Source organism: Citrobacter sp. wls827, assembly GCF_005280875.1.
GTDB lineage: Bacteria > Pseudomonadota > Gammaproteobacteria > Enterobacterales > Enterobacteriaceae > Citrobacter > Citrobacter youngae.
In genome coordinates this window covers 39,085-58,177 of the sequence record NZ_SZWR01000014.1, presented here as the reverse complement: position 1 = coordinate 58,177, position 19,093 = coordinate 39,085, and the positions used below count along the sequence as shown (strand labels likewise).

General features: G+C 53.6%; 20 protein-coding genes. 9 read left to right on the top strand and 11 right to left on the bottom strand.

What is annotated here, in order from left to right; genetic code table 11:
• Positions 1–22 precede the first annotated feature (22 nt).
• Both FDX03_RS09360 and FDX03_RS09355 read right to left on the bottom strand, forming a co-directional pair.
• Complete coding sequence (locus FDX03_RS09360) at positions 23–346, bottom strand: AzlD domain-containing protein (RefSeq protein ID WP_137345835.1); 324 nt, start codon at positions 344–346, stop codon at positions 23–25.
• Entirely contained in the window at positions 346–1,005 is a 660-nt protein-coding gene (locus tag FDX03_RS09355) for an AzlC family ABC transporter permease (protein ID WP_048214023.1), read from the bottom strand. Before FDX03_RS09355 ends, FDX03_RS09360 begins: the two co-directional genes overlap by 1 nt.
• Before the next feature lie 101 nt (positions 1,006–1,106).
• Here FDX03_RS09355 and FDX03_RS09350 point away from each other — a divergent pair, with 101 nt between their 5' ends.
• Positions 1,107–1,655, top strand: a complete 549-nt coding sequence (locus FDX03_RS09350; protein ID WP_003028726.1) for an XRE family transcriptional regulator — start codon at positions 1,107–1,109, stop codon at positions 1,653–1,655.
• An 84-nt stretch (positions 1,656–1,739) separates the two neighbouring features.
• Here the strand turns inward: FDX03_RS09350 and rhaM are convergent, their stop codons facing one another.
• The 5 genes from rhaM to rhaB all read right to left on the bottom strand — a co-directional run bounded on the left by rhaM (position 1,740) and on the right by rhaB (position 6,904).
• Positions 1,740–2,054, bottom strand: a complete 315-nt coding sequence (rhaM, locus tag FDX03_RS09345; protein ID WP_137345834.1) for an L-rhamnose mutarotase — start codon at positions 2,052–2,054, stop codon at positions 1,740–1,742.
• A complete protein-coding gene (gene fucO / locus FDX03_RS09340) occupies positions 2,051–3,199 on the bottom strand; it encodes a lactaldehyde reductase (RefSeq protein WP_137345837.1) in 1,149 nt (382 codons plus the stop codon). Before fucO ends, rhaM begins: the two co-directional genes overlap by 4 nt.
• A gap of 11 nt (positions 3,200–3,210) precedes the next feature.
• Entirely contained in the window at positions 3,211–4,035 is an 825-nt protein-coding gene (gene rhaD / locus FDX03_RS09335) for a rhamnulose-1-phosphate aldolase (protein ID WP_086523527.1), read from the bottom strand.
• 143 nt (positions 4,036–4,178) lie between these two features.
• Entirely contained in the window at positions 4,179–5,438 is a 1,260-nt protein-coding gene (gene rhaA / locus FDX03_RS09330) for an L-rhamnose isomerase (protein ID WP_061066962.1), read from the bottom strand.
• Positions 5,435–6,904, bottom strand: coding sequence for a rhamnulokinase (gene rhaB / locus FDX03_RS09325; RefSeq protein ID WP_137345833.1), 1,470 nt, complete (start codon positions 6,902–6,904; stop codon positions 5,435–5,437). The genes rhaA and rhaB overlap by 4 nt, the downstream gene beginning before the upstream one ends.
• A 303-nt stretch (positions 6,905–7,207) precedes the next feature.
• Here rhaB and rhaS point away from each other — a divergent pair, with 303 nt between their 5' ends.
• Both rhaS and rhaR read left to right on the top strand, forming a co-directional pair.
• Positions 7,208–8,056 carry an HTH-type transcriptional activator RhaS gene (rhaS, locus tag FDX03_RS09320; protein WP_137345832.1) on the top strand — a complete coding sequence of 283 codons (849 nt, stop codon included), beginning with the start codon at positions 7,208–7,210 and terminating at the stop codon, positions 8,054–8,056.
• A 152-nt stretch (positions 8,057–8,208) separates the two neighbouring features.
• Positions 8,209–9,057, top strand: a complete 849-nt coding sequence (gene rhaR, locus FDX03_RS09315; RefSeq protein ID WP_048214015.1) for an HTH-type transcriptional activator RhaR — start codon at positions 8,209–8,211, stop codon at positions 9,055–9,057.
• On the opposite strand, the gene rhaT is transcribed toward rhaR, so the two are convergent.
• Positions 9,054–10,088, bottom strand: coding sequence for an L-rhamnose/proton symporter RhaT (gene rhaT, locus FDX03_RS09310; RefSeq protein ID WP_101741963.1), 1,035 nt, complete (start codon positions 10,086–10,088; stop codon positions 9,054–9,056). The genes rhaR and rhaT overlap by 4 nt on opposite strands.
• Positions 10,089–10,377: 289 nt before the next feature.
• On the opposite strand from rhaT, the gene sodA reads away from it, so the two are divergent.
• The gene (gene sodA / locus FDX03_RS09305) at positions 10,378–10,998 is read left to right on the top strand and encodes a superoxide dismutase [Mn] (protein WP_005121766.1); all 621 of its coding nucleotides are present in this window, start codon (positions 10,378–10,380) and stop codon (positions 10,996–10,998) included.
• A gap of 236 nt (positions 10,999–11,234) precedes the next feature.
• Entirely contained in the window at positions 11,235–12,218 is a 984-nt protein-coding gene (gene kdgT, locus FDX03_RS09300) for a 2-keto-3-deoxygluconate transporter (protein WP_048214013.1), read from the top strand.
• A 42-nt stretch (positions 12,219–12,260) separates the two neighbouring features.
• Here the strand turns inward: kdgT and FDX03_RS09295 are convergent, their stop codons facing one another.
• Entirely contained in the window at positions 12,261–13,157 is an 897-nt protein-coding gene (locus tag FDX03_RS09295; protein WP_048214012.1) for a dihydrodipicolinate synthase family protein, read from the bottom strand.
• A 152-nt stretch (positions 13,158–13,309) separates the two neighbouring features.
• Between FDX03_RS09295 and yiiM the strand changes: the two genes are divergently transcribed.
• Entirely contained in the window at positions 13,310–13,984 is a 675-nt protein-coding gene (gene yiiM / locus FDX03_RS09290) for a 6-hydroxyaminopurine reductase (RefSeq protein ID WP_048214011.1), read from the top strand.
• Positions 13,985–14,045: 61 nt separating this feature from the next.
• On the opposite strand, the gene cpxA is transcribed toward yiiM, so the two are convergent.
• Both cpxA and cpxR read right to left on the bottom strand, forming a co-directional pair.
• Positions 14,046–15,419 (bottom strand): envelope stress sensor histidine kinase CpxA, encoded by a 1,374-nt coding sequence (gene cpxA / locus FDX03_RS09285; protein ID WP_003840485.1) that lies wholly within the window; start codon positions 15,417–15,419, stop codon positions 14,046–14,048.
• Positions 15,416–16,114: an envelope stress response regulator transcription factor CpxR gene (gene cpxR, locus FDX03_RS09280; protein WP_048214010.1), complete on the bottom strand. Its 699-nt coding sequence runs from the start codon at positions 16,112–16,114 to the stop codon at positions 15,416–15,418. The genes cpxA and cpxR overlap by 4 nt, the downstream gene beginning before the upstream one ends.
• Before the next feature lie 150 nt (positions 16,115–16,264).
• On the opposite strand from cpxR, the gene cpxP reads away from it, so the two are divergent.
• From cpxP to pfkA, 3 genes are all read left to right on the top strand, one after another.
• Entirely contained in the window at positions 16,265–16,765 is a 501-nt protein-coding gene (gene cpxP / locus FDX03_RS09275; RefSeq protein WP_005121753.1) for a cell-envelope stress modulator CpxP, read from the top strand.
• Between the two features lie 147 nt (positions 16,766–16,912).
• Positions 16,913–17,815: a CDF family cation-efflux transporter FieF gene (gene fieF, locus FDX03_RS09270; RefSeq protein ID WP_048214007.1), complete on the top strand. Its 903-nt coding sequence runs from the start codon at positions 16,913–16,915 to the stop codon at positions 17,813–17,815.
• Positions 17,816–17,999: 184 nt separating this feature from the next.
• On the top strand, positions 18,000–18,962 hold the full coding sequence (gene pfkA / locus FDX03_RS09265) for a 6-phosphofructokinase (protein ID WP_003028778.1): 963 nt from the start codon (positions 18,000–18,002) through the stop codon (positions 18,960–18,962).
• Positions 18,963–19,093: the final 131 nt, after the last annotated feature.

The window sequence follows — 19,093 nt, the reverse complement described above, 5'->3', positions numbered from 1 at the left end:
AGAGCGCCCTTGGGGCGCTTTTTTAGTTTATACCCGCCATTCTCAGCACTGCGGTTACCACTGCTGCAGCGATAATCACCACAATCAATGGCGTCTTACGCCAGGCGAGAAACACCGCAAAAGCCACGCCCAGCACGCGCGCCATGCCGGCAAAGTGTTCGCCTTCGTAAAAGGTGGTTGCCAGCGCAACGGAAAACAGTAGCACCGTTGCAGCATCAGAAAGCAACGCCTGTGAACGTTCAGAAAAGGCTAAACGGCCTCCCAGTTTTGCTCCCCCCAAACGCATTAAATAGGTTCCCAGAGATAACACGGCGATACCGACGATAAACAGCGTCATGTTGCCCATTATTTTTTCCTCGTCAGTAAGCCAAACAGTGAAAGCAGTACCGGCAAGCCTACCGGTGCGAAAGGTACGGAAGCGAGTGACAATGCGGCCCCGCTACAGGCACGGATGAGCGTGGTGCGGTTTTTAAAAGCCGGAACCACTAAGGCCAACAAAATGGCAGGGAAAACGGCATCCAGCCCAATGGTTTCAGGTGCCGGGAGCAGCTTGCCGACACCGGCGCCGATCAGTGTGCCAATCGGCCAGAAAATGGCGACGCCCAGACCGCATAACCAGTAGGCGGCTTTACGTTGTTCCGGTGTTTTCTGCGACAGGCCGAACACCACGCTTTCATCGTTCATGATATGACAGCCTAGAAAGCTGGCGGCGCGAGTGCCGACCAGATCGCGTACCGTCACGCCAAACGGTACATGTCGGGCATTCACCAGTAACCCGGCCGCCGCTGCCGCTAACGGATTTCCGCCGCTGGCGATAATACCGATAAACATAAATTCAGAAGCTCCGGCCAGTACTGTAATCGAGAGTACAAAGGGCACCCAAATCGGGAAGCCGTAAGCCATTGCCAGCGAACCGTAGGACATGCCTACCACGCCGACGGCCAGGCACACTAAAAATATCGCTTTAATCGTGTCGCCTTTGAGGCTGGAAAAATAATGTTTCATACCGTTTTAGCCATATCGAACGAGTTTCCATTATAATGAACACAATCAGTTTGATTTACAAGTCGAACGATTCGTTCGATATAAAGAACATGGAGTCGAGAATGACCCAACCCATCAGTATGATCGCGAAAAGTCTGGTGCGTGAACGTCAGCGCACCGGTTTATCGCTGGCAGAAATTGCCCGTCGCGCGGGAATTGCAAAATCGACACTCTCGCAGCTGGAAGCGGGAAATGGTAATCCTAGCCTGGAAACGCTGTGGTCGCTGTGTGTGGCGCTGGATATCCCCTTTGCCCGATTACTGGAACCGCAGGAGCAAAAAACGCAGGTGATTCGCCGTGGCGAAGGGACAAAAGTCGTGGCTGAGCAGGCCCACTATCAGGCTATTTTACTGGCAGCCTGCCCACCGGGCGCGCGGCGGGATATCTATCTGCTGCTGACGCAACCGGGCGCAGATCGTATTTCACAACCGCATCCACCGGGATCGGTTGAACATATTATCGTGACGCAGGGTAAGGCGATGGTGGGGTTGACGGAAGCGCCGGAGGAGTTAGGCGAGGGCGACTATATTTGCTACCCCGCTGACCAGGCGCATATCTTTAAAGCACTGGAGCCTGACACCCAGGCGATTCTGGTTTCTGAGCAGAATTGAAACTGCCGGATGGCGCTATCGCTTATCCGGCCTACAAAAAATAGAACCGTAGGCCCGGTAAGCTTGCGCCACCGGGCACACGACTTACGGCAAATAAAACACTTCTTTTAGCTCTGCGCTGACCGGACTGTTGTCCGGGTTGGCCGGCATTACGTCACGCATATGCTTCCACCAACGTTGGCAAACGTCGGTGCTGGCAACGGCATTCCAGCGTTCTTCGGACTCAATCTCAACGGTGGCGAACAGCAGATTGCGCTCCTCGTCGAGATAAATCGCGTAGTGATGGGCACCGTGCGCTTTCAGCACTGTTTCCAGTTCTGGCCAGATGGGATTGTGCCGACGTTGATATTCAACATGTGCGTCGGCATTCACCTGCATCACAAAGGCCTTGCGGATCATAACGCCTCCAGATACAGCTCGCGGACCTCGTCGCGGCTGGCGGTGCGCGGGTTGCACGGCGCACACGGATCGGCCAACGCTTTATCCAGCCAGCCTTCAATATCTTCTTTCGTCACGCCAAGCGAACTAAAGCCAGCAGGAATACCGACACGTTTGCTCAGGGCACGAATCGCGTTGATAGCCTCCATACTTGCCGCTTCATCGCTCATACCGCGCGTATCGACGCCCATCGCTTGCGCCACGCGGGCAAAGCGCGCCACGGCGTTCGGGCGGTTAAAGTTTTCGATTACCGGCAGCAGGATGGCGTTGCAGACTCCGTGTGGCAGATTATGGGTTGCGCCCGGCTGGTGCGCCAGCGCATGCACCAGACCGAGACCAGCGCTGTTAAATGCCATCCCCGCCAGATACTGACCAAACGCCATTTGTTCACGGGCGTCGAGGTTATGACCGTCGTCGACCGCTTTCGGTAGCCACAGGTTGATCAGGCGAATCGCTTCCAGCGCGTTAGCGTCGGTGAGCGGATGCGCGCCAACGGAAACATAGGCTTCTACCGCATGGGTCAGGGCGTCCATGCCGGTTGCGGCGGTGACGGATGCCGGAATTTCCAGCATGACGCTGGCATCATCCACGGCGATATCCGGGATGATATTCGGGTCGATGATCACCTCTTTAACCTTGCGAGCTGAGTCGATAATGACCGCATTACTGGTCATCTCTGCTGCCGTTCCGGCGGTGGTATTGATGGCGACCAGCGGTACGCCAGCATTTTTTACCTTGCCTACGCCGGAATAGGCGGTAGAAGGGCCGGGGTTGGCGGTCAGGATCTTCACCGCTTTAGCGGTATCGATCGGGCTACCGCCACCGAAGGCAATAATGTAGTGACATTCTGCGTCCTGATACGCCGCGAAACCTTTCTGCACCAGCTCTTCCGTCGGGTTTGGAAACACCTCATCAAACAGGTGGTAAGACATCTGATGTTCATCCAGCGCCGCAAACAGGCTATCCAACAGGCCCAGTTTTACCAGTTGACCATCGGTGACGATCAGCGCTTTGCCCCATTGCTTATTCGCCACGAGGTTCACCATATCGGCAATCGCGCCGGCGCCATGCAGGCTAATTTTTGGCAGTGCCAACATAAAGCTCATCATTATTCTCCTTACAATGCCAGTGCGCTGGCCAGCGGCGTCACGCCGAAGCGTTTGCCAAGTGCGATCAGCTCTTCACGCGTAATGGTCTGCTTCATACCGCCCATCGAGTAAATCTTGACCAGAACCTCAGCGGACTTCTCTGCGGTATCGATCAAACCGAACGCTTCGTCGAGGGTAGGTCCGCTGCCGAACACGCCGTGGAACGGCCACAGTACCAGCGAGTGTTTCTGCATTTCTTCGGCGGTGGCCTGACCGATTTCATCGGTACCTGGCACCATCCACGGCAGAATACCGACGCCATCCGGGAACACCACCAGACACTCGGTGCTGCCTTCCCACAGTTTGCGGGTCATCAGCGCGGTATTGTTTTCCAGTACGTAGGTCAGGGCGATCAGGTTGGTGGCATGGCAGTGCATGATCACGCGGTCTTTGCCATTGGTGGCTTTAATGCGCTCGCAGTGGGATAGGAAGTGGGCGGGCAGTTCGGAAGTCGGTACGGCTTCGTGGGTCAGACCCCACAGAATGTGATAACCCGCGCCATCGCTATCGATTTTCACCACGCCCAGATTTGCGGCCGGGTCGAGTTGGACGTTGCGGAAAAATTTCCCCGAACCGGTGACGATAAACGGCGTATTCGCCAGCAGCGGCATCGGCTGACTCAGCGCGATATAGCGTGGTTTTTCGTGGAAATCGGCGCTAAATGGCGCAATATCTGCCTCATCCAGGCGCAGTGTCAGGTTGCCGCCGTTGCGTTCGTCCCAACCTTTCAGCCAGGCATCGGAAGTGGCTTTAATCATCCCCTGGACGAACCAGGAAGTGGTAATGTTTTGCATGTTCGGTGTTCCCATTTATTGCCCGAACGTTATCGGGTCTTACGTAGGCCGGATAAGCGAAGCGCCATCCGGCAATCGTGTTTCATTTATTGCCGGATGGCGACGCGGGGCGTCTTATCCGGCCTACAAGCCTGGCGTCACAGTTAGCCACGTTTGCTCAAAATCTCTTTTTCATAAGCGCGCACACTTTCCAGCCACTGGCTGCCCGCTGGCGTGTCGTGACGCTGGCAATACATCTCCCAGACGGCCTGCCACGGCAGCGATTTTTGCTCTTCCAGCAGAGCCAGGCGTGCGGTGTAGTCGCCGCTGGCTTCAAGCTGACGCAATTGCCCGGTCGGTTCTAACAACGCGCGCAGCAGCGCTTTTTTCATATTGCGGGTGCCGATCACCCACGCGGCGATGCGGTTGATGGAGGCGTCGAAGAAGTCGAGGCCGATGTGTACGCGGTCAAACAGGTTGTGGCGCACGATCTCGCTGGCAATCGCCTGCGTTTCATCATCCAGCAGCACCACGTGATCGCTGTCCCAACGCACCGGACGGCTGACATGCAGCAGCAGGCGTGGCACGTACAGCATGGCGGCGGAGATCTTGTCGGAAATGACTTCCGTCGGATGGAAGTGACCTGCATCCAGGCACAATGCGGTCTGGCGGCTGGTGGCATAACCCATATAGAACTCGTTAGAGCCGACGGTGTAGCTTTCTGCGCCAATACCAAACAGTTTGCTCTCGACGGCATCGATGTGGTGCGCCGGGTCGAGTTTCTCGCTGATCACTTCGTCCAGCGCGTCCAGCAGACGCTGGCGCGGCGCTAAACGATCAACGGTGATGTCTTTCATACCATCCGGGATCCAGATGTTCATCACTGATGGCGTACCCAACTGCTCGCCAAAATACGCCGAGACGCGACGGCTGGCTTTGCAGTGGTCAATCCAGAACTGGCGAATGGTGTCATCGGCGTGGGCCAGCGTGAAACCGTCGGCACTCAGCGGATGTGAGAAGCAGGACGGGTTGAAATCCAGCCCTAGCTGGTTCGCTTTCGCCCACTCAACCCAGTTTTTGAAGTGTTCAGGTTTGATTTGGTCGCGGGCAACTGGCGTATCAGACTCCAGATAGATCGCATGCAAATTCAGACGTTTTGGACCCGGGATCAGGCTCAGCGCCTGCTCCAGATCGGCACGCAGTTCGCTGGCATTACGCGCTTTGCCCGGATAGTTACCGGTTGCCTGAATTCCACCCGTGAGCGAACCTTCCGGGTTTTCGAATCCGGCTACGTCGTCGCCCTGCCAGCAGTGCATGGAGACCGGCAGACGATCGAGCTGGCGTAATGCTTCCTCGACATCAATACCTACCGCTGCGAAACGCAGTTTTGCCAGTTCCCAGGCTTGTTCAAGTTGAGTGGTCATGCGCAAAGCTCCTTTGTCTGTCGTAATGGTTGAAACTGCGCTTTGTGGCGGGCAATTTCACTTTCAGGATTGGGGATGAAGGTGGTCAGGTCGTAGTTGGCACGCACCACCTGACGGAAATCATCGACGTTGTTAAGCTCGTCCAGCGTCATCAACTGGACGCCAATATTGCCGAGCGTGGAGGCCTCAATAGGCCCGGATATGACGCGAATACCGCAGGCGTCCGCGCAAAGCTGGTTGAGTAATGCGTTCTGGCACCCACCGCCGACGATGTGCAGTTGGTGAAATGCTTCGCCGCGAAGCTCAGCCAGTTCCTGCAGGATATCGGCGTACAGCAACGCCAGACTGTCGAAAATACAGCGCGCCAGTTCGGCGTTTTGCTGAGGAACGGGCTGGCCTGATTCACGACAGGCCGCCTGAATTTCCGCACTCATATCGTCAGGATTGATAAAGCGCTCGTCGTTGGGGTTAATCAGAAACTGGCAGGCTGGCAGCGCCTGGGTTTGAGCGATAAGGGCAGGCAGGTCGGTTATCTGCCGCTCTTTTAACACGCGCTGAAGTAGCCACAGCCCCATGATGTTTTTCAGCACGCGGTAGCGCCCTTCCGCGCCCCCTTCGTTGGTGATGTTCGCCGCCAGTGCCGCATCGTTGGTATACGGTGTTCTGCTCTCGAAGCCCATCAGCGACCAGGTACCGGAAGAGAGATAGGCACTATTTTTATCGGCCAGCGGTGATGCGATCACCGCGCTGGCGGTGTCGTGGCTGGCGACGGCAACCACCGGGATTTGATTTTTCTGTGGACAAATCCAGTAACCAATTACGTTCCCCGGATGCGTGGGGCGGCCAAACCAGGCTTTGTCTGCTCCGGTCCACGCCAGCAGAGTGTCATCCCAGTCGTCGGTATTGATATTGACGAACTGGGTGGTGGTGGCATTGGTGTATTCCCAGTTCATTTTGCCGGTCAGGCGAAAGCTGAAGTAGTCGGGGATCAGCAGGGCATGGGCCACCTGCGGGAGCAGTTCTGGCTGTTGTTCAACCAGCGCACGCAACTGATACAGGGTGTTAAAGGGCAGAAACTGAATGCCGCTACGGCGGTAAATTTCACCTTTACCCGGCTGCGCCATCGCCTGCGCCATAATGCCGGTCGTGCGGCTGTCACGGTAAGAGACTGGCAACCCAACGCGCTGACCGTTTTTATCGATCAGGACATAATCCACGCCCCAGGTATCAATGCCGATGCTGTCGATCCGAATGCCTTGATCGCAGACTTTCTTCAACCCCAGACGAATGTCGTTTTCCAGGCTGTCGATGTCCCAGGTGTCAAAACCGTCTGTTTTTTGCAGACAGTTAACAAAGCGGTGGATTTCACGCAGTGTCAGGGTACGGTGTTTACTGTCGTAACGCGCCAGCATTACGCGTCCACTGGATGCACCGAGATCAACAGCGACACAATGGCGAAGAGTCATAGCGAGGTCCTTCTGAGTTTCATTGCACTCAGTCTAAGAACCCGTGAAATGGCGTACCTTCTTGTTAGTGACAGCGACAATACGCGGCTGGCAGCATGGCAAAGGTGAACGTGATAGCGTTCACAGTTTCTACTAATGGGGACGGTTTCACCTGATGTGACCCCTTCCGCAATTCCCGATCTTTCCCGCTATTTCTTGAAGAATTGACCGTGTTTACGCACTTTGGCGTCAAAAATTTAAGGTGAGGGTGATAACCCTTAATTACTATTCAGTCATGTTCATTTGATCGGGGGGGATGTCATCATGACCGTATTGCATTGCGTGGATTTTTTTCCGACAGGTAAAGCGCCCGTGGCGATTGAGCCCCGGCTTCCTCAGCCTGCTTTTCCAGAACATCATCATGATTTTCATGAAATTGTAGTGGTTGAACATGGTACGGGAATTCATGTGTTCAATGGACAGCCTTATACCATTAGCGGGGGAACGGTGTGTTTTGTCCGCGATCATGACAGACACTTATATGAACATACTGACAACCTGTGTCTGACCAATATTCTGTATCGTTCCCCGGATGCGTTTCAGTTTTTGGCCGGGTTGAATCAGTTGTTACCCCAGGAGCTGAATGGGCAATATCCGTCACACTGGCGGGTGAATCAGAGCGTGTTGCAGCAGGTTCGGCATCTGGTGGGGCAAATGGAAAATCTTGGAGAGGCAATGGATACGCCAACGGCGGCAAATCGTGAGATCTTGTTCATGCAACTGTTGGTGCTGTTGCGTAAAAGCAGCCTGATAGAAGCGGCAACAGATAATGATGCGCGACTGAACCAACTACTGGCATGGCTGGAGGATAACTTTGCCGACGAAGTGTGCTGGGAAGCTGTAGCCGAGCAGTTTTCGCTCTCTTTACGGACTTTGCACCGCCAGCTTAAACAACAGACCGGGCTGACGCCACAGCGCTATCTCAACCGCCTACGGCTTATCAAAGCCCGCCATTTGCTACGTCACAGTGATGACAGCGTGACGGACATCGCTTATCGTTGTGGGTTCGGTGACAGTAACCATTTTTCGACGCTGTTTCGCCGGGAGTTTAACTGGTCGCCGCGCGATATCCGACAGGGACGCGATGTCATTACTGGAAGCAGCCTCCAGTAACGCGAAAGCTATCAACGTTTTTTGCCGTCCGTTTGCTGATAATCATACCCTTTTATGCCGGATGGCGGCTGTGCCTTGTCCGGCCTACGTGGATGCCTTGTAGACCGGATAAACGTAGCGCATCCGGCAAGCGTTCAGGTTGAGGTGATGTGATGGTGAATCATCTGGTCCTTCTGAAATCAGACTTTTTTGCGAATGACCACCAGGCCGTCGCGGTGGCCGATCGTTACCCACAGGATGTGTTTGCCGAACATACTCATGAGTTTTGCGAGCTGGTGATGGTATGGCGCGGCAATGGCCTGCATGTTCTCAACGATCGCCCGTACCGGATAACCCGCGGCGATCTGTTTTATATCCGTGCCGAAGACAAACACTCCTACACCTCAGTTAACGATCTCGTCCTGCAAAATATCATTTACTGCCCGGAACGGCTGACGCTGAATGTCGGCTGGGAAAGCGCGATCCCAGGATTTAACGGCTCGCCGCGACAGCCCCACTGGCGGCTTGGCAGCGCGGGTATGTCCCAGGCCCGGCAGATAATTAGTCAGCTTGAACATGAGAGTAATCAGCGTGACCCGCTGGCTTTTGAAATGGCCGAGTTGCTGTTTGGGCAACTGGTGACTCATTTCAAGCGGCACCGCTACGCCACGGATACGCTGCCAGCGACATCAAGTGAAACGTTGTTGGATAAGCTGATTACCGCGTTGGCCGGGAGTCATGAACATGCCTTTGCGCTGGATAAATTCTGTGAGCAGGAACAGTGCAGTGAGCGAGTTTTGCGTCAGCAGTTTCGCAGCCAGACAGGGATGACCATCAATCAGTATCTCCGCCAGGTACGGGTTTGCCATGCTCAGTATCTGCTTAAGCACAGTAGACTGATGATCAGTGAAATTTCTATGCGCTGCGGCTTTGAAGACAGTAACTACTTTTCGGTGGTATTTACGCGGGAAACCGGGATGACGCCGAGCCAGTGGCGTCATCTCAGCAGCCCGAATGATTAACTGGCCATCCCCAGACCGACAATATTTGCCGCGAGAATAATGACCACGCAGCCGAGGCTCAGTACGCTGACCGGACGGCGGCCCGCGTTTTTCCACTCTTTCAGCACCAGACCAACAATACCGCCACACAGGACATAGAAGCTCATGTGCAGCATCCAACTGACATAATCATACTGCGCCGGAATGCGAGCGTGGCCCCAGGCGTAGAAGAAGAATTGCAGATACCACATCAGGCCACCGAGCGCGGACAGTAGCACGTTGGTGATGATCAGCGGTTTGGCTAACGAGAAGTCGGCTTTTATCGAAAGATCTTTCACTTTTGCCAAACGAATAAAACAGAAGCCCAGGTTGACTAAAGCACCGCCGCCCATGATGACGACATAGCTTGGTAGCGCGACATACAGCGGATCAACGCCCAGCGCGGCAGCTGCATCGTGCATGGGTTTCGCCGCGTTCATCGCAAAGGACATCCCGGCAGAGAAAATGCCGCACATTACCGCCAGCACCAGCCCCTTCTTCAGGTTGAACTCTTCTGCTTTGATGCCCATTTTACGTTCTTTCAACTGTCCTGCGCGGGTCACAATGCCCACGCCAATCAGCGCGACCAATACGCCCAGTAGCGTCATGCGCCCGCCATCGGTGCTGATCAGCACATCAAAGTTACCGTTGATGATAGGGGTCATCAGCGTGCCGACAATCAGGGTAATACCAATCGCAATACCAATCCCCATCGACATGCCGAGATAGCGCATGGTCAGGCCATAGTTGATATTACCGATCCCCCACATCGCGCCAAACAGAAATACCGGTGCCAGCGTGGAGAGGCTAAAAGAACTGAAGTAGGCCCAGAAGTTGGGAAGCAACATGGCGCTGATGGTCCATGGCAGGATAAGCCAGGAGACGATCCCGCCAACCGACCACATTGTTTCCCATGACCAATGTTTAACTTGTTTGAACGGGGCATAGAAACAGGCTGCGCTGGCTGCACCTATCAAATGCCAAAGAATACCCATCGTAATCGCGTTACTCATGACTGAATCCTCGTTATTTTTTATCGTCGGTCATAACCCCTCCGACACAACGAGTTTAAAAATTACGCAGATGATTAACCTTTTGACGATTGCCGCCTTTGTCCTCTTGTTGGCAATCATCACGTTAACTGGGTGATTTGGCTCACATCTTCAGTAATGGTGATGAATAATTAAGACCCTGTAAAAAGTACGGCATTGATAATCATTTTCAATATCATTTAATTAACTATAATGACCCAACTGCTTACGCGGCGTTAACACTGGCCGCCCGACAATACTGGAGATGATTATGAGTTATACACTGCCATCCCTGCCGTACGCTTATGATGCCCTTGAACCGCACTTCGATAAGCAGACGATGGAAATCCACCATACCAAACACCACCAGGCTTACGTAAACAACGCTAATGCTGCGCTGGAAAGCCTGCCTGAATTCGCGAGCCTGTCTGCTGAAGAGTTGATCACCAAACTGGATCAGCTGCCTGCGGATAAGAAAACCGTTCTGCGTAACAACGCTGGCGGTCACGCTAACCACAGCCTGTTCTGGAAAGGCCTGAAAACCGGTACCACGCTGCAGGGCGACCTGAAAGCGGCTATCGAACGTGACTTCGGTTCTGTTGACAACTTCAAAGCTGAATTTGAAAAAGCAGCAGCCACTCGTTTCGGTTCCGGCTGGGCGTGGCTGGTTCTGAAAGGTGACAAACTGGCTGTTGTTTCCACCGCTAACCAGGATTCCCCGCTGATGGGTGAAGCTATCTCTGGCGCTTCCGGCTTCCCGATCGTGGGCCTGGACGTTTGGGAACACGCTTACTACCTGAAATTCCAGAACCGTCGCCCGGACTACATCAAAGCGTTCTGGGACGTGGTGAACTGGGACGAAGCTGCTGCACGTTTCGCCGCGAAAAAATAAGTTCGACGCGTTAACTAAGCCCCTGCAAGCGATGCCTGCGGGGGCTTTTTTGTGATCAAAATCAATATAAAAACAATGATCCATTTAAATTGAAACAAGGTTTTATTATGCGAGTGGGATCACTTTTATAGTTTCTGCGAATGTCTATCTTCTTTTCATCAAGACGGGCGCATCTCAAAAGCAAGATGCAGTCGCCCATAAAAATTGCCCCATTTTTATGTCTACAGGTGATGGAAATGCAGATCAAACGTACGATAGAGAAAATCCCAGGCGGTATGATGTTGGTGCCGCTGTTTCTGGGCGCGTTGTGTCATACCTTTTCCCCCGGCGCCGGGAAATACTTCGGCTCATTTACCAACGGTATGATCACCGGTACGGTGCCGATTCTGGCAGTCTGGTTCTTTTGCATGGGGGCATCGATTAAGCTGAGCGCAACCGGAACCGTACTGCGTAAATCCGGCACGTTAGTGATAACCAAGATCCTGGTCGCATGGGTGGTAGCGGCGATTGCATCGCGCATTCTTCCTGAACATGGCGTGGAAGTGGGGTTCTTTGCCGGGTTGTCCACGCTGGCGCTGGTGGCCGCAATGGATATGACTAACGGCGGGCTGTATGCCTCGATTATGCAGCAGTACGGCACCAAAGAAGAGGCTGGGGCGTTTGTCCTGATGTCGCTGGAGTCTGGCCCGTTGATGACCATGGTGATTCTGGGAACCGCCGGGATTGCTTCATTTGAACCGCATGTATTTGTAGGGGCGGTATTGCCGTTCCTGATTGGTTTTGCGCTGGGTAATCTGGATCCTGAGCTGCGGGAATTCTTCAGTAAGGCCGTGCAGACGCTGATCCCTTTCTTCGCCTTCGCATTAGGTAACACCATTGATTTGAGCGTGATTGCACAGACCGGCGTACTGGGTATTCTGCTGGGCGTGGCGGTGATTATAATCACCGGTATCCCGCTGATTATTGCCGATAAACTGATTGGCGGCGGCGATGGTACGGCGGGAATTGCGGCGTCCAGTTCTGCTGGCGCGGCCGTTGCCACGCCGGTGCTGATTGCGGAAATGGTTCCGGCGTTCAAACCCATGGCGCCGGCGGCAACCTCTCTGGTGGCGACGTCAGTGATTGTAACCTCCATCCTCGTGCCGATTATCACCTCCATCTGGTCGAAAAGAGCCAAAGCCAGAGCGGCGGCAATCGATATACGCAACGCGGTGAAGTAACGTGATTAAGCCGGATGGTTTGCACCATCCGGCTTAACCGTTTTAACCCTTGATTACAAACACCTCATCAATTGTTCGACACTCACTTTCATTCAGCTCCCCGCCTGCATTACGTGAAACCCCGGTGCAATAGCCAAACTTACGCGATACCACGGTTTTGATGGTGGTGACGAAATCCTCACCGATGGCGTAGATGGACATGTAGGTGCCAATCTGGTCCTGAATATCGCGAAGTGCAGCCAGATCCCCCTGCTTGAAGGCTTCTCGTGCGCTGACAAACAGCTCCGGCATGACGTTGTTTAATCCTGAAATAATCCCTGCGCCGCCTGCCAGCAGGTTAGGAATATAGTATTCGTCATAGCCGGATAGCACGGCAAAATCTTCGCGTACGGCGCGGGTGGTCTGGATCATGCTGCGGGTGTGGGACTGGCAGTCGACGGTATCTTTGATGCCTGCGAAGTTGGGGAACTCAGAGGCAAGGGTGGCAACCAGTTCAGGCGTTAAGTCGCAACCGGTTCGCGCCGGGAAGTTATAGGCAAACCATTTGCCGCTGAGTTTCTGCCCCAATTGACGGAAGTAGCTCAGGAGCTGTTTCGCCGTTTGCCCGTAATAGTAAGGTGGTAGGATCATCACGGCATCGTAACCGGCGCGATACGCTTCCTGTGCCATCAACAGCACATCGTTCTGGCAAGTGGATGAGACGTTGGCGACCATCTTCAGCGAGCTCATGGCACGGGCTTCACGGATCAGCAACAGCCTTTCCTCGAGCGTAAAGGAGGCAAATTCCCCGATGCTGCCCATCAACAAAATCACGTCGATGTTGGCCTCGGTAAGGCGTTTAAGATGCTGGCTCAGACCGTTAAGATCGATCTTGCCGTCATTGTCCATTGGCGTAATGGAAGGACACCAGACGCCAGCAAATTGCGATTGACCAGTCACGTTGTCGACTCCTTATTTGAAATGATGTTTCAAAACCAGCTTACATTGATAGCATGTGTCCCTAACTTTCATGTGAACCGTGCTCTCATTTTGAGCGACTGGGGTAAAATAAATGTGGTGTAATGGGAGAAATTTATCGGGAGAGGGAACAGATGCGATATCCGGTCGATGTTTTTACAGGCAAGATTCGGGACTACACGGGAAGCCGTCCCAGCGCGATTGCTAAAGTTCAGGTTGATGGCGAGTTGATGCTGACCGATCTGGGGCTCACGGGTGATGAACAGGCGGAGACTAAAATTCACGGCGGGCCGGATCGCGCGTTGTGCCACTATCCGCGTGAACACTATCAGCACTGGATACAAGAATTCCCTGAACAGGCGGAGTTATTTGTCGCCCCCGCCTTTGGGGAGAACCTCTCAACGCTTGGGCTGACAGAAGAGAATGTCTATATCGGCGATATTTTCCAGTGGGGCGAGGCGTTGATTCAGGTCACGCAGCCACGTTCACCGTGTTTTAAGCTGAATTTCCATTTTGGCATTAGCGATATGGCAAGTCAGATGCAGGCCTCGGGGAAGATAGGCTGGCTGTACAGTGTTATCGCGCCGGGCATGGTGTCGGCGGATGCGCCGCTGGTACTGGCATCGCGCGTGAGCGATGTCAGTCTGCGGGAGGCGATTGCTATTGCCTGGCATATGCCGTTTGATGATTCGCAATATCACCGTTTACTGTCGGCTGCAGGGCTATCGAAAAGCTGGACCAGAACGATGCAAAAACGCCGTTTAAGCGGCAAGATCGAGGACAATTCCCGCCGTTTGTGGGGGAAATAATTCCCCCTGTCCGTGGAGGCCGGATGAGGCATTACGCCGCCATCCGGCAACACAGAGAGACTCAGGAACGCTTATACAACGGTAACCAAATTACCAGCCGTAAACCACCCAGCGGGCTGTCTTCGGCCTTCACCCAGCCACGATGCTGCTGGATTGCGGTTTCAACAATCGCCAGACCCAGACCTGTTCCGCCAGACTCGCGATCGCGCGCCTCATCGGTACGATAGAACGGACGGAAAATCTGTTCTCTGTCTTCAGGGCTTACGCCTGGGCCATCGTCGTCCACGGTGATGGTAATCCCGTCGATATCCACCGCGAAGCCAACTTCAATCTTCGTATGTGAATAGCGCAGGGCATTGCGCACAATGTTTTCCAGCGCGCTTTCCAGTGCATTTGGGTTACCGTACAGCGGCCACGGACCCGGCGGGAAATTCACTGTCAGCGATTTACCCATCTGCTCGGCTTCAAAGGCGGCGTTATCCAGTACTTCGCCCCATAGCTGATTAGCCTTCACGGTTTCACTGACCAGCGCGTTTTTCTGCTGATTACGTGACATCACCAGCAGGTCGTTGATCATGCTGTCCAGCCGGTGCGCTTCTGTTTCAATGCGCTCCAGCTCTTTGCTCTCACCGCTACGACGGCGCAGCAGCGCAGTCCCCAATTGCAAACGTGTTAGTGGCGTTCTCAACTCGTGAGAGATGTCCGACAGCAGGCGTTGCTGCGTGGTCATCATGCGTTCCAGCGCGGTCACCATCTGGTTAAAACTGGCACCTGCCGCCAGAAATTCCTGCGGGCCGGCTTCCAGTTCCGGATGCTGACGCAGGTTACCCTGTGCCACCTCATCCGCCGCGTTTTTCAACTTACGCGCCGGTTTCGCCAGGCTCCATGCCAGCCAAAGCAGCAGCGGTGAGCTGACGAGCATGGTGACGATCAGCAGCAACAGTGGCCGGTCAAACAACAGGTTGATGAAATCAGACTGTGAACTGCTGGCTGGTCGAATGAGATACAGCTGGTAGTTATCTTCCCCGTCTCTGACGGAGAAAGGCCCGACCATCTCAACGCGACCGTATTTTTTCTTCTGCGGATGGTCAGCGTTATCAGCCTGACCAATAAAGTTACGAATGATCTGCATTTCGTTGCGTTCTGCGCCGATCACACGTCCTTCTGTAGTGACAAGCAATAACCGCTGTCCTGGCGGCGCCCACTTGTCGATAGCACGGAACAGGCGACGCCACCACATCAGATCGTTGGGTGGGTCGTTCGCCAGCTCAGCTTCAACGTGTTGCTCGATCATCAACCCCTGGCGCTGCTCGCTGTCCAGTAGCTCGGTCATCTGGCGTGAGTCGAGCTTGGGCAGCATCAGTACCAACATCAACACCAGCGCCAGCGTTAACCAGAAGATGGCAAAGATGCGTGCGGTTAAGCTTCCTATCATGAAGCGGAGACCATCAGGTAGCCGCGACCACGCAGGGTTTTAAACCAGGGGTGCCCGTCTTTCCGCTCTGGCAGCTTACGGCGCAGGTTCGAGATGTGCATGTCGATCGCGCGGTCAAACGGCGTCAGGCGTTTGCCCAGCACTTCCTGACTCAGGTGTTCACGAGAAACTACCTGGCCGAGATGCTGTGCCAGTAAATAAAGCAGGGTGAATTCGGTGCCGGTTAACTCCAGGGTTTGCCCATCAAAACTGGCTTCCTGGCGACCCGGATTCAGACTTAACGCATCCACTTCCAGCGTCGGCGAGCCATTATCGCTGGTCTGCTGTTGTTCGCTCCAGTGAGAGCGGCGCAGAATAGCGCGGATACGCGCGACCAGTTCGCGGTCATTAAACGGTTTGGGTAAATAGTCGTCCGCGCCCAGCTCAAGGCCGAGTACGCGATCCAATTCGCTGCCGCGAGCGGTCAGCATGATTACGGGCGTCTGGTGTGTCTGGCGAAGCGCTTTCAGTGTATCGATGCCGTTTTTCTTCGGCATCATGACGTCGAGCAAAAGTAAATCGATGCTGTCATCCAGAAGCTCAAGTGCCTGCTCCCCATCATGGGCAACCAGCACATCGAAACCTTCCATTTCGAGCAACTCCTTTAACAGGGAAGTCAGCTCTCGGTCATCATCAACTAACAGGATTTTATTCATTGTTTACGTACCTCCGAGGCAGAAATTACGTCATCAGGCGTCGCTAATCTATGACTTTACGTTGTTTTACACCCCCTGACGCATGTTTGCAGCCCGAATCGTAAACTGTCTCTCGTTGAATCGCGACAGAAAAGATTTTGGGAGCAAGTGATGGGCAAAGTTACCGCTGCCGTCATGGCCTCAACGCTGGCACTCAGTACTTTGAGCCATGCAGCTGAAGTCGTCACAGGCGATCACTGGCACCTGGGTGAAGGCTCCTCGCAGCGCAGCGTACAGAGCCACATGTTTGACGGTATCAGTTTAACCGAACATCAACGTCAACAGATGCGAGATTTAATGCAGCAGGCAAGACACGAACAGCCTCCTGTTAATGTTAGCGAAATGGAGACAATGCATCGTCTTGTCACCGCAGAGAAATTTGATGAAAGCGCTGTGCGCGCTCAGGCAGAAAAAATGGCACAAGAACAGGTTGCCCGCCAGGTTGAAATAGCCAGGGTCCGCAACCAGATGTATCGCCTGTTAACGCCCGAGCAGCAAGCGGTTTTAAATGAGAAACATGAACAACGAATGGAGCAACTGCGCGACGTAGCGCACTGGAAACAAAGCTCATCGTTAAATTTATTGAGTAGTAGCAACTCACGTTCCCAGTAGTAACCCTGTTTTCCTTGCCATAGACACCATCCCTGTCTTCCCCCACATGATGTGGGGGTTTTTTTTGCCCCAAATTTGTCACTCGGTTATTGCCTGACTGTTTTACTTCATCCGTTATACTAGCGGCATATCCTGGCAGGAGTGTTTATGAATCAAACCTATGGGCGGCTGGTTAGCCGGGCGGCAATCGCGGCTACCGTGATGGCATCGCTGTTACTTTTGATCAAAATTTTTGCGTGGTGGTACACCGGATCGGTCAGTATTCTGGCTGCACTGGTGGATTCTCTGGTGGACATCGCGGCGTCGTTAACCAACCTGTTGGTGGTGCGCTATTCGTTGCAACCGGCCGATGATGAACATACGTTCGGACACGGAAAAGCGGAATCGCTGGCGGCGTTGGCGCAAAGCATGTTTATTTCCGGTTCGGCGCTGTTTTTATTCCTGACCGGGATTCAGCATCTCATCCAACCGACGCCGATGAAAGATCCTGGCGTTGGGGTGGTGGTCACCATCATTGCGTTAGTGTGTACAATCATTCTGGTCACGTTTCAGCGCTGGGTGGTGAAACGTACGCAAAGTCAGGCTGTACGGGCAGATATGCTTCATTATCAGTCTGATGTTATGATGAACGGTGCGATTCTCGTGGCGCTTGGACTGGCCTGGTACGGTTGGCATCGTGCGGATGCCTTGTTTGCGCTCGGGATTGGCATCTATATTTTATATAGTGCATTACGCATGGGGTATGAGGCAGTGCAATCCTTGTTGGATCGCGCCTTACCCGATGAGGAACGTCAGGAAATTATTGATATAGTGACGTCATGGCCCGGTGTCAGCGGCGCTCACGATCTTCGCACGCGGCAGTCAGGGCCGACCCGCTTTATTCAGATTCATTTGGAAATGGAAGATAATCTGCCGCTCGTTCAGGCGCATTTAGTGGCTGAGCAGGTGGAGCAGGCAATTTTACGGCGTTTCCCGGGATCGGATGTGATTATTCACCAGGATCCCTGTTCAGTCGTACCCAAGGAAGGCAAGATGTTTGAGCTTTCATAATTCGTTGTAAAAAAGTGAGCCGGGCCAGCATTTTGTGTATAAATTACCACCATTTGGCCTGACCTGAATCAATTCAGCAGGAAGTGATTGTTATACTATCTGCATATTCGTTGGATCGTTTCGATATGCGGAATCGACTTCCGGCAGCAGATTTCATTTTGCATTCCAAAGTTCAGAGGTAGTCATGATTAAGAAAATCGGTGTGTTGACAAGCGGCGGTGATGCGCCGGGCATGAACGCAGCAATCCGTGGTGTTGTACGTGCAGCGTTAACGGAAGGACTGGAAGTCATGGGGATCCATGATGGCTACCTGGGTTTGTATGAAGACCGTATGGTCCAGCTTGACCGCTACAGCGTGTCCGACATGATCAACCGTGGTGGTACTTTCCTCGGTTCTGCTCGCTTCCCGGAATTCCGCGACGAAAATGTGCGTGCAGTGGCTATCGAAAATCTGAAGAAACGTGGCATCGATGCATTAGTTGTTATTGGTGGTGACGGTTCTTACATGGGTGCAAAACGCCTGACTGAAATGGGCTTCCCGTGCATCGGCTTGCCGGGCACTATCGACAACGATATTAAAGGCACTGATTACACCATCGGTTACTTCACCGCATTGGGTACCGTCGTCGAAGCGATTGACCGTCTGCGTGATACTTCTTCTTCTCACCAGCGTATCTCCATCGTTGAAGTGATGGGGCGTTACTGCGGCGACCTGACCCTGGCCGCAGCAATTGCCGGTGGCTGTGAATTTGTCGTGGTTCCGGAAGTTGAATTTAGCCGTGATGATCTGGTTGCTGAAATCAAAGCCGGTATCGCAAAAGGTAAAAAACACGCCATCGTAGCGATCACTGAGCACATGTGTGATGTTGATGAACTGGCACATTACATTGAGAAAGAAACGGGCCGTGAAACGCGTTCTACCGTACTGGGTCATATCCAGCGTGGTGGTTCTCCGGTTCCTTACGATCGTATTCTGGCGTCCCGTATGGGCGCATATGCTATTGAACTGCTGCTGGCAGGTCATGGCGGTCGCTGTGTCGGTATTCAGAACGAGCAGCTGGTTCACCACGACATCATCGACGCTATCGAAAACATGAAGCGTCCGTTCAAAGGTGACTGGCTGGACTGCGCGAAAAAACTGTACTGATTGTTTTTGGTTGCCCGGTGGCGCTTCGCTTACCGGGCCTACAGCGTGTACTCTTGTAGGCCCGATAAGGCGTAAGCCGTCATCCGGTACAACCTTCCTCATTTATTCCCCAGAGTTATAGCAAATCTTTT

What these genes read in the sequence shown, in the direction of transcription:
- rhaD (WP_086523527.1), bottom strand. Translation starts at nt 4,035, where the DNA reads ATGCAAAACATTACCACTTCCTGGTTCGTCCAGGGGATGATTAAAGCC.
- fieF (WP_048214007.1), top strand. Translation starts at nt 16,913, where the DNA reads ATGAATCAAACCTATGGGCGGCTGGTTAGCCGGGCGGCAATCGCGGCT.
- cpxA (WP_003840485.1), bottom strand. Translation starts at nt 15,419, where the DNA reads ATGATAGGAAGCTTAACCGCACGCATCTTTGCCATCTTCTGGTTAACG.
- rhaR (WP_048214015.1), top strand. Translation starts at nt 8,209, where the DNA reads ATGGTGAATCATCTGGTCCTTCTGAAATCAGACTTTTTTGCGAATGAC.
- FDX03_RS09355 (WP_048214023.1), bottom strand. Translation starts at nt 1,005, where the DNA reads ATGAAACATTATTTTTCCAGCCTCAAAGGCGACACGATTAAAGCGATA.
- rhaT (WP_101741963.1), bottom strand. Translation starts at nt 10,088, where the DNA reads ATGAGTAACGCGATTACGATGGGTATTCTTTGGCATTTGATAGGTGCA.
- fucO (WP_137345837.1), bottom strand. Translation starts at nt 3,199, where the DNA reads ATGAGCTTTATGTTGGCACTGCCAAAAATTAGCCTGCATGGCGCCGGC.
- pfkA (WP_003028778.1), top strand. Translation starts at nt 18,000, where the DNA reads ATGATTAAGAAAATCGGTGTGTTGACAAGCGGCGGTGATGCGCCGGGC.
- sodA (WP_005121766.1), top strand. Translation starts at nt 10,378, where the DNA reads ATGAGTTATACACTGCCATCCCTGCCGTACGCTTATGATGCCCTTGAA.
- FDX03_RS09350 (WP_003028726.1), top strand. Translation starts at nt 1,107, where the DNA reads ATGACCCAACCCATCAGTATGATCGCGAAAAGTCTGGTGCGTGAACGT.
- rhaA (WP_061066962.1), bottom strand. Translation starts at nt 5,438, where the DNA reads ATGACCACTCAACTTGAACAAGCCTGGGAACTGGCAAAACTGCGTTTC.
- rhaM (WP_137345834.1), bottom strand. Translation starts at nt 2,054, where the DNA reads ATGATCCGCAAGGCCTTTGTGATGCAGGTGAATGCCGACGCACATGTT.
- FDX03_RS09360 (WP_137345835.1), bottom strand. Translation starts at nt 346, where the DNA reads ATGGGCAACATGACGCTGTTTATCGTCGGTATCGCCGTGTTATCTCTG.
- rhaB (WP_137345833.1), bottom strand. Translation starts at nt 6,904, where the DNA reads ATGACTCTTCGCCATTGTGTCGCTGTTGATCTCGGTGCATCCAGTGGA.
- rhaS (WP_137345832.1), top strand. Translation starts at nt 7,208, where the DNA reads ATGACCGTATTGCATTGCGTGGATTTTTTTCCGACAGGTAAAGCGCCC.
- kdgT (WP_048214013.1), top strand. Translation starts at nt 11,235, where the DNA reads ATGCAGATCAAACGTACGATAGAGAAAATCCCAGGCGGTATGATGTTG.
- yiiM (WP_048214011.1), top strand. Translation starts at nt 13,310, where the DNA reads ATGCGATATCCGGTCGATGTTTTTACAGGCAAGATTCGGGACTACACG.
- cpxR (WP_048214010.1), bottom strand. Translation starts at nt 16,114, where the DNA reads ATGAATAAAATCCTGTTAGTTGATGATGACCGAGAGCTGACTTCCCTG.
- cpxP (WP_005121753.1), top strand. Translation starts at nt 16,265, where the DNA reads ATGGGCAAAGTTACCGCTGCCGTCATGGCCTCAACGCTGGCACTCAGT.